Below are 13404 nucleotides of genomic sequence, written 5' to 3' on the forward strand. Positions count from 1 at the left end.
GAGTTGAGGCATGCGCAGATCCAATCGAGGTTTTACCCTGATCGAAATCATGATCGTGATTGCGATCATCGGGATCGTTATCACCATTGGCTATCCGAGCCTCACCGAGTATGTAAAAAAGGGCCGTCGTACTGAAGTGGCGGGTCTGCTTTCCGAGCAGGCACAGATCCTGGAGCGCTTCTATTCGAAGAATAATGTCTATACCAATGCCAGCGGTCTGAGTGTCGGCAATGATTTCTATACCATCACCCCGACCCTGACCGATCAGACCTTCCTGCTGACGGCAACACGCAAGGCCGGTTCGAGCATGGCGAGCGACAAGTGCGGTAATTTCACGCTGACCAATACTGGCGTTCGGGGCATGGTCAATGCAACGTCCGGCCTGACCACCAAGGATTGCTGGGGGCGCTGAGTTTATTTTTCAGGCGCCCTTTGCGCCTTCTGTCTATTGAACGGTTGGATCAGAACATGAGCAGGCAACAGCAAGTGGTGATTGTCGGCGGCGGCGTGATTGGCCTGCTGACGGCGTTCAATCTCGCGTCCGAAGTACAGAGCGTCGTGCTGCTGGACCGCTCGAATGTCGGTCAGGAGTCGTCCTGGGCCGGTGGCGGGATCGTCTCGCCGCTCTACCCGTGGCGCTACAGCCCGGCGGTCACTGCGCTGGCTCATTGGTCCCAGGATTTTTATCCACAGCTGGCGGAACGTCTGTACGCCGCCACGGGTGTCGATCCTGAAGTGCACACCACCGGGTTGTACTGGCTGGACCTGGATGACGAAGCCGAAGCGCTCGCCTGGGCCAAACGGGAAAACCGCCCGTTGCGGGCTGTGGATATCTCTGCGGCACACGATGCGGTGCCGGTATTGGGCGCTGGTTTTTCGCGGGCGATCTACATGGCCGATGTGGCCAATGTGCGCAATCCACGGTTGGTGAAATCCCTCAAGGCAGCCTTGCTGGCGCTGCCGAACGTGACAATTCATGAGCAGTGCGAGGTCAGCGGGTTTATCCGTGAGGGCGCTGCGGTGGTCGGGGTACAGACTTCGATGGGGGCCATTGCGGGTGATCAGGTGGTTTTGACCGCAGGGGCCTGGAGCGGTGACTTGCTGAAAAGCCTGGGCCTGGAACTGCCGGTCGAGCCGGTCAAAGGCCAGATGATTCTCTACAAGTGCGCGGCGGACTTCCTCCCAAGCATGGTTCTGGCCAAGGGTCGTTATGCCATTCCTCGGCGTGACGGGCACATTCTGATCGGCAGTACGCTGGAGCATGAAGGCTTCGATAAAACGCCGACCGATACCGCGCTGGAAAGCCTGAAGGCTTCGGCGGTGGAGTTGATTCCGGCGCTGGCGGATGCCGAGGTAGTGGGGCATTGGGCCGGGTTGCGGCCGGGGTCGCCGGAAGGGATTCCCTATATCGGTCGGGTGCCGGGGTTTGACGGGCTCTGGCTTAACTGCGGGCACTACCGCAATGGGTTGGTGCTGGCGCCGGCGTCGTGTCAGTTGTTTGCGGATGTGATGCTGGGTCGGGCACCGATTATCGATCCTGCGCCGTATGCACCGGCCGGGCGTATTTGACAGAAGATCAAAAGAGCAGCCTTCGGCAGCTCCTGCATTGAATTGTGTTTGACCGCGATATGGCGGCGAACACTGAATCTGTAGGAGCTGCCGAAGGCTGCGATCTTTTCAATCCAGCCCCAATTTCTTGAGCCTGTAACGCATCGACCGAAACGACAGATTCAACCGCTGAGCCGCTGCCGTGCGGTTCCAGCGGGTTTCTTCCAGGGCCTGGAGGATGAGTTTGCGTTCGACGTTTTCCAGATAGGCTTCCAGGTTGTCGATCTGCGTCAGGTCCGGCACGCCGCCATCCGGGTTGCAGTTGCCTTCGGCCAGCCGCAGGTCGCTGGCTTCGATCTGTTTGTTCTCGCACAAGGTGTGGGCCCGCTCAAGCATGTTCTCCAACTCCCGCACGTTTCCTGGAAAACGATAGCTTTTCAGTGCGTCGAGGGCTTGCGGGTGGAGTTTTGCCGCAGGTTGGCCAGTGCCAGTTGCCAGTCGCTTGAGCATATTGTTGGCCAGAAGCTCAATGTCGTCGCGGCGTTCGCGCAAGGGCGGTACCCGCAATTCGATCACATTAAGGCGGTAGTACAAGTCCTGGCGAAAGCGTTCGGCGGCGACTTCGGTATCGAGGTCTTTGTGGGTGGCGCAGAGAATGCGCACATCCACCACGGTTTCCTGCTGTCCACCGATGCTACGCACGGCTTTCTCTTGAATGGCCCGCAAAAGTTTGACCTGCATTGCCAGTGGCAGGTCTGCCACTTCATCGAGGAACAAAGTGCCGCCATGGGCGGCCTGGAATAGCCCGGGTTTGTCTTCGATGGCACCACTGAAACTGCCTTTGCGATGGCCGAAAAATTCGCTTTCCATCAATTCCGAAGGGATCGCCCCGCAGTTCACCGGCACAAATGGTCGGGTGGCGCGTGGGCCTTGGTCGTGGATCAGTCGGGCGACCAGCTCCTTGCCGCTGCCGGACTCGCCGCTGATGTACACCGGGGCCTGGCTGCGGGCCAGTTTGTCGATTTGTTTGCGCAGACTGCGCATTGGCAGGGAGTCGCCCAGTAGCCGACGGTCGATGACGCTGCTGGCACCGCCTGGTGCCGGCAGACTCAGGGCGCTGGTGACCAGTTCGCGCAGGCGGGTGAGGTCGACCGGTTTGGTCAGAAAGTCGAACGCGCCAGCCTTGAGGGCGTTGATTGCCGTTTCCAGGCTGCCGTAGGCGGTAATCATCGCCACTGGCACTTGCGCATAGCGCTGCTGGATGTGCTGCACCAGTGCCAGACCGGTGCCGTCGGGCAGGCGCATGTCGGTCAGGCACAGGTCGAATGTCTCCCGTGCCAGCAGAGCTTGCGCTTCTGCGAGGTTGCGGGCACTAAAGGTGTCGAGTTTCATCCGTCCCAGGGTTATTTCCAGGAGTTCGCGGATATCCGGCTCATCGTCGACGATCAGGATTTTTTGCCGTGGGCTCATGTTCAACTTTGTTTCCGTCCGTGAGCAAAAGTGATGCGAAAGCAGCCGCCGCCTTGGCGTGGTTTGAAGTCTAGGCGGGCCTGATTGCTTTCGCACAGCTCACGGGACAGATAAAGCCCCAGGCCAGTGCCCTGGCTGCTGGTGGTGAAGAACGGTTCGAACAAATGCGAGCGCTGGTCCGGCGCCACGCCGGGGCCATTGTCCAGGACTTCAAGGGTAGGCAACTGGCTGTCCGGGTCAATAAACAACTCGAGCCAGACCTGTGCCTGATCATGGTTCAGGGCACTATGGCGCCAGGCGTTGCGCAACAGATTGTCGAGAATCTGGGTCAGCTGATTCGGATCCATCAGGGTTGTGAAGTCCCCCGAACCGATTCGCAGGTGAACTAGCTGACGCTCAGTCGCACCCTCGCGGGTTTCGGCCACGAAGTGCTCCAGCCATGGCCGCAAATCCAGCCGTTGCGGCACGGTTTGCTGGCGACGGGACAGTTGCAGGACATTTTCGATTACCCGATTCATTCGCTGAGAGTGGTCTTGAATAATCTGCGTCAGACGCCGATCCGCGCCGTTCAGTTCCTCGGATTCCTGCAGTAACTGCGCGGCATGACTAATGGCGCCTAGTGGATTGCGGATTTCATGGGCAATACCGGCAGTCAGGCGGCCGAGGGCGGCGAGTTTAAGTTGCTGGGCCTGCTGGGCGATTTGGGCGAGGTCTTCGAGAAAAACCAGCGTCTGGTGGTGCGGGCTTTGGTCCAGGGCAATGAAGCTCGGTTGCAGCTCCAGGCCATTGCTGGCGATTTTCAGGCTTTGCGGGCGCAAAGTCGGATTGTTGAACCAAAGTTGGAGTCGCTCGACCAAAGGCATCGAATGGTCGTCGATCAGTTGGCCATCGAGTTTTTCCTGTCCCAGCAAGGTCAAGGCGCTGTGATTGGCCAGTTGCACACGCCGTTGGTCGTCGAGCACCAGAATGCCCGTGCGCATGCGTTGCAGGATCAGTGCGTTGAGGGCTTCGAGGCCGAGCACTTCACTGGCCCGCTGCTCGGCCAGGGTTTCGCTGACTTCAACTCTTCGGATCAAGCCTTGCACCAGCAATGCCGCGACAAAGCACAGAGCAGCGAGCGTGCCGATTTGCAGGTAATCATTGGGACTGGTGGGGTGGCTGAAGCTCAGAAGGAAGCTCAAACCCACGATGCCGAGGGCGCCAACAGCCGCAATCAGCAGGCCGATGCGCCCGCGCAGCAGGGTATTGCTGATGACCACTGACACGATCAACAGGTTGCCGATGGCGCTGGGCATGCCGCCAGCGGCATAGAACAGACCGCATAGCAGCAGGACATCGACCAGCGCCAGGCCGAACAACTGCGCCGGGCGACGGGTGTTCTCCAGAAAGACCACCAGCAGGATATTCAGCACCAGGTACAACCAGCTGCCGTTGCGCAGCAAGTCGTCATTGGCAAACGTCAGCAACTGGCTGTCCATATTGCTGGAGATCAACAGCACCAAGGTGATGCCGATGCTTAAACGGTAGAGGTGATAGAGGCGCAGCAGTCGCTGGGCCTGTTTGTTGCCGGGACTGGACGTCTCAGCGATCACTGGAACCCGGGCCTTGCTCAAGGTGAGCCTGGCTGCAATACCACTGTTGTTGAAGGCTCAGCGCGCGGTCGCGGGGCAGATGTACGCCGCAATGAGCGCAACGCACCATGGGCGGAGCATCTTGCTCTCGCGGCGTGTTGGCGCCCGAAACCGGGGCCTTGAACTTGCGCCAGAGCCATACCGCAGCGGCAATCAGTGCGATCCAGAATAATAAACGAAGCATGGTGAGCTGCTTTTTGAGTAGTGAATTGGCAGTTTAGCCAAGGACGGGTCGGTCGCACAGCGCAATACGCTCACCCCTGAAATCCGGTAATAAAAAAGGCGCCTCGAAAGGCGCCTTCTTGGCACAACACTCAGCGTCAGTCGAACACGCCGAAGGTCATGTAGCTGAACCACGAGCGGTCGGCGTTGTTGGCTTCAGACTCGTGCTGCTCTTCTTCGATCACATCGCCGTTTTCATCTTTAGGCTTGAGCTCGTTCGGAATCGAGTCCTTGGCGTCCTGGAACTGCCTCTGCACGTCCTGGTTGGCGCGGGTTTCACCCGGTGGCAGCGGCGGACGGGATTCGATCAGGCCCAGGGTGGCCTTGCTCAGCCACGAACGGTTGTCGGCTTCGTCCTTCGAGGGCACGAACTGACCGTCCACCAGGCTTGGGTGGTTCGGGTAGTTGAGCTTCAGGGTTTCGAGGCTGGTTGCGGCCAGTTCGTCCAGGTGCAGACGCTGGTAGGCTTCAGTCATCACTGCCAGGCCGTCACCGACCGAAGGTGTTTCCTGGAAGTTTTCCACCACGTAACGACCACGGTTCGCGGCGGCGACATAGGCCTGACGGGTCAGGTAATAGTCGGCAACGTGAATCTCGTAGGAAGCCAGCAGGTTGCGCAGGTAGATCATGCGCTGCTTGGCGTCCGGCGAGTAGCGGCTGTTCGGGAAGCGGCTGGTCAGCTGGGCGAACTCGTTGTAGGAGTCGCGAGCGGCGCCCGGGTCACGCTTGGTCATGTCCAGCGGCAGGAAGCGCGCCAGCAGGCCGACGTCCTGGTCGAAGGAAGTCAGACCCTTGAGGTAGTAGGCGTAATCGACATTCGGGTGCTGCGGGTGCAGGCGAATGAAACGCTCGGCGGCGGATTTCGCAGCCTCAGGCTCGGTGTTCTTATAGTTGGCGTAGATGAGCTCGAGTTGAGCCTGATCGGCGTAGCGACCGAACGGATAACGTGACTCCAGGGCCTTCAGCTTGGCTGTGGCGGCGGTGTAGCTATTGTTGTCCAGATCGTGCTGAGCCTGCTGGTACAGCTCGACTTCGCTCAGGTTTTCGTCTACGACTTCCTTCGATGAGCAAGCAGCGGTCAATGCGAGGATGGCGATCAGCAGCAGGTGTTTCACTTGCATGGCGGCTTGCGTCCCTATGACGGCCGCTGTCTTGGGCGGGGCCGTCCTGTTATGATGAGTGCCCCGTTGAAAAGCCTCGGGGCAAAAGACGCCGTATTTAACCACAAGCGCGCAGCCGAAACCAAAGGCTGTGCCGACGCCTAGTCTGAGCATGTCCGATAAAATTGAACTTCGCGCAGAGGTGCCGTCCGAATTGGGCGGCCAACGCCTCGATCAAGTCGCCGCACAATTATTCGCTGAGCACTCGCGCTCGCGCCTTTCCGCCTGGATCAAAGACGGCCGCCTGACTGTGGATGGGGCGGTTATCCGCCCGCGAGACATCGTTCACGGTGGCGCCGTTCTTGAACTGACTGCCGAGCAGGAAGCTCAGGGCGAATGGATCGCTCAAGACATCGAGCTGGACATCGTCTATGAAGACGACGACATCCTGGTGATCAACAAACCTGCGGGCCTGGTGGTGCATCCGGCTGCCGGCCACGCCGACGGCACCTTGCTCAACGCTTTGCTGCACCACGTGCCGGACATTATCAATGTGCCCCGCGCCGGTATCGTGCATCGCCTGGACAAGGACACCACCGGTCTGATGGTGGTGGCCAAGACCATTCAGGCGCAGACACAGCTTGTCACGCAATTGCAGAGCCGCAGCGTAAGCCGGATCTATGAGTGCATCGTGATCGGTGTGGTGACAGCCGGCGGCAAGATCAACGCGCCGATCGGTCGTCATGGCCAGCAACGCCAGCGCATGGCCGTGATGGAAGGTGGCAAGCAAGCCGTCAGCCATTACCGCGTGCTCGAGCGTTTCCGTTCCCACACGCACGTGCGGGTGAAGCTGGAAACCGGCCGTACGCACCAGATTCGCGTACACATGGCGCACATCAACTACCCGTTGGTCGGAGATCCTGCCTATGGCGGTCGTTTCCGAATTCCGCCGGCCGCCAGTGTGACCATGGTCGAATCCCTGAAAAATTTCCCGCGTCAGGCGCTGCATGCGCGATTCCTGGAGCTGGATCATCCGACCACCGGTAAACGCATGAGCTGGGAATCGCCGCTGCCGGACGATTTCGTCTGGTTGCTGTCGCTGCTCAAGCAAGACCGTGAGGCGTTCATCGGATGAATGACTGGCTGATTCCCGACTGGCCTGCGCCTGCCGGGGTGAAAGCCTGCGTTACCACCCGTGCGGGCGGCGTCAGTCTGGCGCCGTTCGACAGCCTCAACCTCGGCGATCATGTCGACGACAACCCCGAAGCTGTCGCCGAAAACCGCCGTCGCCTTACCGATCATTTCTCTATTCAGCCGGCCTGGTTAAAGCAGGTTCACGGCATTGTCGTGGCCCAAGCGGATCCAGGCCTGGTAGCCACAGCTGACGCCAGCTGGACGGCAACACCCGGTATCGCCTGCGCGGCGATGACCGCTGATTGCCTGCCAGCGCTGTTCTGCGACCGCGCCGGCACCCGCGTCGCTGCCGCCCATGCCGGTTGGCGCGGGTTGGCGGCGGGTGTGCTGGAGGCGACCCTCGACAGTCTGGCCGTACCGCCTGAAGACGTGCTGGTCTGGCTTGGCCCGGCCATTGGCCCACAAGCCTTTGAAGTCGGCTCGGAAGTGCGCGAAACCTTCGTCCAGCAATTGCCTGAAGCCGATAAAGCCTTTGTACCGAGCCAGAATGCCGGCAAGTTCATGGCCGACATCTATGAGCTGGCGCGTTTGCGTCTGGCCGCTCGCGGGGTTACCGCTGTTTATGGTGGCGGTTTATGCACCGTGACCGATCCACGCTTCTTTTCTTACCGCCGCAGTCCACGCACCGGCCGGTTTGCCTCTCTGATCTGGCTCGAACGCTAGACTTACCTGACTTGCATCAACGTCAAGACGCTTGAAACTCCCAGAATCGACCACATCTAGTGAGGTATCTGGCAGGTTTCTTCATTCAGGATGTTTATAGGTCCGGCCTGCTCAAAAGGAAGGTGACCCATGCGTATAGACCGTTTAACCAGCAAGTTGCAGTTAGCCTTGTCCGACGCCCAATCCCTGGCCGTCGGCCTCGATCATCCGGCGATTGAGCCGGCGCATTTGATGCAGGCCATGCTTGAACAGCAGGGTGGTTCGATCAAACCCCTGCTGATGCAGGTGGGTTTCGACGTCAACAGTTTGCGTAAAGAGCTGACCAAAGCCCTCGATCAGCTGCCAAAAATCCAGAACCCGACTGGCGATGTGAACATGTCGCAAGATCTGGCGCGTCTGCTGAATCAGGCCGATCGCCTGGCCCAGCAGAAGGGCGACCAATTCATCTCCAGCGAACTGGTGCTGCTCGCCGCCATGGACGAGAACAGCAAGCTCGGCAAATTGTTGCTGGGCCAGGGCGTGAGCAAGAAAGCCCTGGAAAATGCGATCAACAACCTGCGCGGTGGTGAGGCAGTCAATGATGCCAACCACGAAGAGTCACGTCAGGCGCTCGACAAGTACACCATCGACCTGACCAAGCGCGCCGAAGAGGGCAAGCTCGATCCGGTGATCGGCCGTGACGACGAAATTCGTCGCACCATTCAGGTCCTGCAACGCCGCACCAAGAACAACCCGGTACTGATCGGTGAGCCAGGCGTGGGTAAAACCGCCATCGCCGAAGGCCTGGCCCAGCGCATCATCAACGGCGAAGTGCCGGATGGTCTGAGAGGCAAGCGTCTATTGTCCCTGGACATGGGGGCTCTGATTGCCGGTGCCAAATACCGCGGCGAGTTCGAAGAACGCCTCAAATCCCTGCTCAATGAACTGTCGAAGCAGGAAGGGCAGATCATTCTGTTCATCGACGAACTGCACACCATGGTCGGCGCCGGCAAGGGCGAAGGCTCGATGGACGCCGGCAACATGCTCAAGCCTGCGTTGGCTCGTGGTGAGCTGCACTGCGTCGGTGCGACCACGCTCAACGAATACCGCCAATATATAGAAAAGGACGCAGCTCTCGAGCGACGCTTCCAGAAAGTCCTGGTGGATGAGCCAAGCGAAGAAGACACCATCGCCATCCTGCGCGGCCTGAAAGAGCGTTACGAGGTTCACCACAAGGTGGCGATCACCGACGGCGCGATCATCGCCGCGGCCAAACTCAGTCATCGCTACATCACCGACCGCCAGCTGCCGGACAAAGCCATCGACCTGATCGACGAAGCCGCCAGCCGCATCCGCATGGAGATCGACTCCAAGCCGGAAGTACTGGACCGCCTGGAGCGTCGCCTGATTCAGCTGAAGGTGGAATCCCAGGCGCTGAAGAAAGAAAGCGACGACGCGGCGAAGAAACGTCTGGAAAAACTGCAGGAAGAAATCGCCCGTCACGAGCGCGAATACTCGGATCTCGAAGAAATCTGGAACTCGGAAAAAGCCGAAGTCCAGGGTTCGGCGCAGATCCAGCAGAAAATCGAACAATCCCGTCAGGAACTGGAAGCCGCACGCCGTAAAGGCGACCTGAACCGCATGGCCGAGCTGCAATACGGGGTTATCCCGGACCTGGAGCGCAGCCTGCAAATGGTCGACCAGCACGGCAAAAGTGAAAACCAGTTGCTGCGCAGCAAGGTGACTGAAGAAGAGATCGCTGAAGTCGTGTCGAAGTGGACCGGCATCCCCGTGGCGAAAATGCTCGAGGGCGAGCGCGAAAAACTGATGAAGATGGAAAGCCTGTTGCACCAACGTGTGATCGGTCAGGACGAAGCGGTGATCGCTGTCTCCAACGCGGTGCGGCGTTCCCGCGCCGGGTTGTCCGACCCGAATCGCCCGAGCGGTTCGTTCATGTTCCTCGGCCCGACCGGTGTCGGCAAAACCGAGCTGTGCAAGGCGCTGGCCGAGTTCCTGTTCGATACCGAAGAGGCGATGGTGCGGATCGACATGTCCGAGTTCATGGAGAAACATTCCGTGGCTCGACTGATCGGCGCGCCACCGGGCTACGTGGGCTATGAAGAGGGCGGTTACCTGACCGAGGCGGTGCGTCGCAAGCCTTATTCGGTGATCCTCCTGGACGAGGTCGAGAAGGCCCACCCGGATGTGTTCAACATCTTGCTGCAAGTGCTTGAAGATGGCCGTTTGACCGACAGCCATGGCCGCACAGTGGATTTCAAAAATACTGTGATCGTTATGACCTCCAACCTTGGCTCGGTGCAGATCCAGGAGCTGGTAGGGGATCGCGAAGCGCAGCGCGCGGCGGTAATGGATGCGATTTCCACGCACTTCCGGCCGGAGTTCATCAACCGGGTCGACGAAGTGGTGATTTTCGAGCCTCTGGCTCGGGATCAGATTGCCGGCATTACCGAAATCCAGTTGGGTCGCCTGCGTAGCCGCCTGACCGAGCGCGAGCTGAAGCTTGAGCTGAGCCCGGAAGCGATGGATAAGTTGATCGCCGTCGGTTACGACCCGGTCTATGGCGCACGGCCGCTCAAACGGGCGATCCAGCGCTGGATCGAGAACCCGTTGGCACAGCTGATTCTGTCGGGTCGATACATGCCAGGCGAGACGGCCAAGGGCACCGTGGAAAACGACGAAATCGTTTTCGTCTGATTCCCGCCGGCAGCAAATTGAAAGAGGCCTCGCATTGCGAGGCCTTTTTTTCGCCAGGCTGTTGAACTCAAAGGAAAAGGCTTGTAAAGTGCGCCCCGCAGTAAGTCGCCCTGAAGGGTTTCTGCTCCCCAAGCAGGAATCTGAAATAAGTTGCAAATCATTAACTTGAAAGCAATTTAGGGGGTTGACAGAGGTGCTTAAGATTGTAGAATAGCGCGCCTCAGACACACGAACGCAGCGATGCGAACGGGTCGAAGAGGTGAAGCAAGCTTCACAGTTGTAAATTGAAATACCAGTTGTAAATTGAAATATGTAGTTCCGTGATAGCTCAGTCGGTAGAGCAAATGACTGTTAATCATTGGGTCCCAGGTTCGAGTCCTGGTCACGGAGCCAATTTCAAACCGGGGTATAGCGCAGTCCGGTAGCGCGCCTGCTTTGGGAGCAGGATGTCAGGAGTTCGAATCCCCTTACCCCGACCATTTTTGGGTCGTTAGCTCAGTTGGTAGAGCAGTTGGCTTTTAACCAATTGGTCGTAGGTTCGAATCCCACACGACCCACCATTTTTGAAACCAGTTAACGCTGGAATCGAATCTTAAGATCAGACGCCAAAAGCTCTGTTCGCAGAAGGCGCCTTTCAAAGGTGCCTTTTTTTTACCGGGGTATAGCGCAGTCCGGTAGCGCGCCTGCTTTGGGAGCAGGATGTCAGGAGTTCGAATCCCCTTACCCCGACCATATTAAAAATCCTCGTATCGAAAGATACGGGGATTTTTTTTGTCTGCTGCAAATGCAAAAAAGCCCTGCTTCTCGACGCAGAGGCAGGGCTTGGGCCTTCAGAGGCTTAACTATTGTCTTTCAGGTGCTCGAACAAGCCCTTTGGCATCTTTTTACCATTGGCTTCGTAGTTGGCTTTCACGTTATCAAAAGCCTCTTGTTCCGAGATTTGACCATCATGGTTGGTGTCGATCTTGTCGAAATCGGCCTTGGGCGCCACTTTCAAAAATTCCGCGCGGGATACCTGGCCATCATCATCGGTATCGGTCCGGGCCATCGAAGCATCGCCGCACTTGCCTTCGCCACATTTGCCTTCAGGCGTCTTCACGACCTGTTCCGCCGAGGCCAGCAGGTAGCCTTGAGTCAGCGGCTGCGAAGCGAAGACAGAACCGGACAACATCACGCCGCCGGCCAGGACAGCGCCGAGCAGGCCAACGGTGTTTTTGCTGAGAGTAGTGGTACGGGACATTACAAATCTCCTGGGTTGCACAACACAACCGCTCGATAAAGGACGCCACGTGAGTGCGGCGATGACCGAAGCAGGCAGTGCCTTGCTCGGGTGTGGCCATTTAGCGGGCGTGGTGTATCGCTACTGTGTCGCGCAAGGGGGGCTTTGTAAGCGAAGGGATGGAATTAGTGGGGAAGATACAGTGAGACACACAACTGTCCGCAGGTTGGACCGAGGCGCCTGCATCGCGGGCAAGCCACGCACCCACAGGTTATGCATCGACCATGGGTCCAACACATAACCTGTGGGAGCGTGGCTTGCCCGCGATGAGGCCCTGACAGACGCCGAGTATTTAGTGCAGCTTCAGCCGCGGCTCAGTCCCGCGCCCAATCTTGCTACCCAGCATCAACATCGCTGTGCGGAACGCGCCATATAGCGCCATCTGGTGCATGCGATACAGCGACACGTAAAACATCCGCGCCAGCCAGCCCTCGAGCATGACGCTGCCGGTCAGGTTGCCCATCAAGTTACCCACAGCCGAAAAACGCGACAGCGAAATCAGCGAACCATAGTCGGTGTACTTGTACTCCGGCAGGGCTTTGCCTTCGATCCGCAGTTTCAGCGATTTGGCCAGCAACGAAGCTTGCTGGTGCGCAGCCTGGGCGCGCGGCGGCACATTGCGGTCGGTGCCTGGTTGTGGGCAGGCCGCGCAGTCACCGAAGGCGAAGATGTTCTCGTCGCGGGTGGTTTGCAGGGTCGGCAACACTTGCAGCTGATTGATGCGGTTGGTTTCCAGGCCATCGATGTCCTTGAGGAAACCCGGCGCACGAATCCCGGCGGCCCAGACTTTGAGGCTGGCGTTGATCACTTGGCCATCGGCGGTAATCAGGCTGTCTGCCGTCACTTCGCTGACCGCGGCATTGGTCATCACGTTGACCCCGAGTTTCTCCAGGGTTTTATGCACAGGCCCACCGATTCGTTCCGGCAGGGCTGGCAACACCCGTGGCCCGGCTTCGATCAGGGTGATGTGCATGTTTTCCGGTTTGATCCGGTCCAGGCCATAGGCCGCGAGTTCATGGGCGGCGTTGTGCAGTTCCGCTGCCAGTTCGACTCCGGTGGCACCGGCGCCGACGATGGCCACGCTGATCTGTTGCACCGCGTCGGTTTGCCCAGCGTGGGCGCGCAGGTAGTGATTGAGCAGTTGCTGATGGAAGCGCTCAGCCTGTTTGCGGGTATCAAGGAACAGACAGTGCTGCGCCGCGCCCTGCGTGCCGAAGTCGTTGGTGGTGCTGCCGACGGCAATCACCAGCGAGTCGTAAGGCACTTCGCGCGCCGGCACCAGCTCCAGGCCGGCCTCGTCGTAGGTGGCGGCCAGCTGGATTTTCTTCTGTGTGCGATCGAGCCCGCTCATGCGCCCCAGCTGGAACTCGAAGTGGTTCCATTTTGCCTGGGCAACATAGTTGAGTTCGTCTTCGGAAGAGTTCAGGGAACCTGCCGCCACTTCGTGCAACAGCGGTTTCCAGATGTGGGTCAGGTTCGCGTCGACCAGCATCACACTGGCCGTGCCGCGCTTGCCCAGAGTCTTACCCAGACGGGTAGCCAACTCCAGACCGCCGGCGCCGCCGCCAACGATGACAATACGATGAGTCATGGGGATATCTCG

Annotated in this window: 11 protein-coding genes and 4 tRNA genes; 9 read left to right on the forward strand and 6 right to left on the reverse strand. The window is 58.9% G+C overall.

Annotation, left to right across the window (positions count from 1 at the left end; translation table 11 throughout):
• Window positions 1-10 precede the first annotated feature (10 nt).
• Window positions 11-412, forward strand: a complete 402-nt coding sequence (locus ACZ9IM_RS22825) for a type IV pilin protein (RefSeq protein WP_427627913.1) — start codon at window positions 11-13, stop codon at window positions 410-412.
• 56 nt (window positions 413-468) lie between these two features.
• A complete protein-coding gene (gene thiO / locus ACZ9IM_RS22830) occupies window positions 469-1569 on the forward strand; it encodes a glycine oxidase ThiO (RefSeq protein WP_427627915.1) in 1101 nt (366 codons plus the stop codon).
• 108 nt (window positions 1570-1677) lie between these two features.
• Here the strand turns inward: thiO and ACZ9IM_RS22835 are convergent, their stop codons facing one another.
• The 4 genes from ACZ9IM_RS22835 to ACZ9IM_RS22850 all read right to left on the reverse strand — a co-directional run bounded on the left by ACZ9IM_RS22835 (window position 1678) and on the right by ACZ9IM_RS22850 (window position 5992).
• Entirely contained in the window at window positions 1678-3018 is a 1341-nt protein-coding gene (locus ACZ9IM_RS22835) for a sigma-54-dependent transcriptional regulator (RefSeq protein ID WP_008068430.1), read from the reverse strand.
• 2 nt (window positions 3019-3020) lie between these two features.
• On the reverse strand, window positions 3021-4610 hold the full coding sequence (locus tag ACZ9IM_RS22840) for an ATP-binding protein (RefSeq protein WP_476225023.1): 1590 nt from the start codon (window positions 4608-4610) through the stop codon (window positions 3021-3023).
• On the reverse strand, window positions 4600-4833 hold the full coding sequence (locus ACZ9IM_RS22845) for a PP0621 family protein (RefSeq protein WP_007901926.1): 234 nt from the start codon (window positions 4831-4833) through the stop codon (window positions 4600-4602). Before ACZ9IM_RS22845 ends, ACZ9IM_RS22840 begins: the two co-directional genes overlap by 11 nt.
• A gap of 136 nt (window positions 4834-4969) precedes the next feature.
• Entirely contained in the window at window positions 4970-5992 is a 1023-nt protein-coding gene (locus ACZ9IM_RS22850) for an outer membrane protein assembly factor BamD (protein WP_008068432.1), read from the reverse strand.
• Window positions 5993-6143: 151 nt separating this feature from the next.
• Here ACZ9IM_RS22850 and rluD point away from each other — a divergent pair, with 151 nt between their 5' ends.
• The 7 genes from rluD to ACZ9IM_RS22885 all read left to right on the forward strand — a co-directional run bounded on the left by rluD (window position 6144) and on the right by ACZ9IM_RS22885 (window position 11254).
• Window positions 6144-7106, forward strand: a complete 963-nt coding sequence (rluD, locus tag ACZ9IM_RS22855) for a 23S rRNA pseudouridine(1911/1915/1917) synthase RluD (RefSeq protein WP_095055713.1) — start codon at window positions 6144-6146, stop codon at window positions 7104-7106.
• A complete protein-coding gene (gene pgeF / locus ACZ9IM_RS22860; RefSeq protein WP_476225024.1) occupies window positions 7103-7828 on the forward strand; it encodes a peptidoglycan editing factor PgeF in 726 nt (241 codons plus the stop codon). Before rluD ends, pgeF begins: the two co-directional genes overlap by 4 nt.
• 129 nt (window positions 7829-7957) lie before the next feature.
• On the forward strand, window positions 7958-10522 hold the full coding sequence (clpB, locus tag ACZ9IM_RS22865) for an ATP-dependent chaperone ClpB (RefSeq protein ID WP_192345402.1): 2565 nt from the start codon (window positions 7958-7960) through the stop codon (window positions 10520-10522).
• A 317-nt stretch (window positions 10523-10839) separates the two neighbouring features.
• A tRNA-Asn gene (locus ACZ9IM_RS22870) sits at window positions 10840-10915 on the forward strand.
• A 9-nt stretch (window positions 10916-10924) separates the two neighbouring features.
• A tRNA-Pro gene (locus ACZ9IM_RS22875) sits at window positions 10925-11001 on the forward strand.
• 5 nt (window positions 11002-11006) lie between these two features.
• Window positions 11007-11082 (forward strand) — tRNA-Lys (locus ACZ9IM_RS22880).
• A gap of 95 nt (window positions 11083-11177) precedes the next feature.
• Window positions 11178-11254 (forward strand) — tRNA-Pro (locus ACZ9IM_RS22885).
• 106 nt (window positions 11255-11360) lie between these two features.
• Here the strand turns inward: ACZ9IM_RS22885 and ACZ9IM_RS22890 are convergent.
• Window positions 11361-11762 carry an HvfA family oxazolone/thioamide-modified RiPP metallophore gene (locus ACZ9IM_RS22890; protein WP_008068435.1) on the reverse strand — a complete coding sequence of 134 codons (402 nt, stop codon included), beginning with the start codon at window positions 11760-11762 and terminating at the stop codon, window positions 11361-11363.
• A 331-nt stretch (window positions 11763-12093) separates the two neighbouring features.
• The gene (locus ACZ9IM_RS22895) at window positions 12094-13392 is read right to left on the reverse strand and encodes an NAD(P)/FAD-dependent oxidoreductase (protein WP_427626876.1); all 1299 of its coding nucleotides are present in this window, start codon (window positions 13390-13392) and stop codon (window positions 12094-12096) included.
• Window positions 13393-13404: the final 12 nt, after the last annotated feature.

The sequence above is a fragment of the Pseudomonas sp. TE12508 genome, assembly GCF_056279485.1.

What these genes read in the sequence shown, in the direction of transcription:
- ACZ9IM_RS22895 (WP_427626876.1), bottom strand. Translation starts at nt 13,392, where the DNA reads ATGACTCATCGTATTGTCATCGTTGGCGGCGGCGCCGGCGGTCTGGAG.
- thiO (WP_427627915.1), top strand. Translation starts at nt 469, where the DNA reads ATGAGCAGGCAACAGCAAGTGGTGATTGTCGGCGGCGGCGTGATTGGC.
- ACZ9IM_RS22845 (WP_007901926.1), bottom strand. Translation starts at nt 4,833, where the DNA reads ATGCTTCGTTTATTATTCTGGATCGCACTGATTGCCGCTGCGGTATGG.
- ACZ9IM_RS22835 (WP_008068430.1), bottom strand. Translation starts at nt 3,018, where the DNA reads ATGAGCCCACGGCAAAAAATCCTGATCGTCGACGATGAGCCGGATATC.
- rluD (WP_095055713.1), top strand. Translation starts at nt 6,144, where the DNA reads ATGTCCGATAAAATTGAACTTCGCGCAGAGGTGCCGTCCGAATTGGGC.
- ACZ9IM_RS22890 (WP_008068435.1), bottom strand. Translation starts at nt 11,762, where the DNA reads ATGTCCCGTACCACTACTCTCAGCAAAAACACCGTTGGCCTGCTCGGC.
- pgeF (WP_476225024.1), top strand. Translation starts at nt 7,103, where the DNA reads ATGAATGACTGGCTGATTCCCGACTGGCCTGCGCCTGCCGGGGTGAAA.
- ACZ9IM_RS22825 (WP_427627913.1), top strand. Translation starts at nt 11, where the DNA reads ATGCGCAGATCCAATCGAGGTTTTACCCTGATCGAAATCATGATCGTG.
- ACZ9IM_RS22850 (WP_008068432.1), bottom strand. Translation starts at nt 5,992, where the DNA reads ATGCAAGTGAAACACCTGCTGCTGATCGCCATCCTCGCATTGACCGCT.
- clpB (WP_192345402.1), top strand. Translation starts at nt 7,958, where the DNA reads ATGCGTATAGACCGTTTAACCAGCAAGTTGCAGTTAGCCTTGTCCGAC.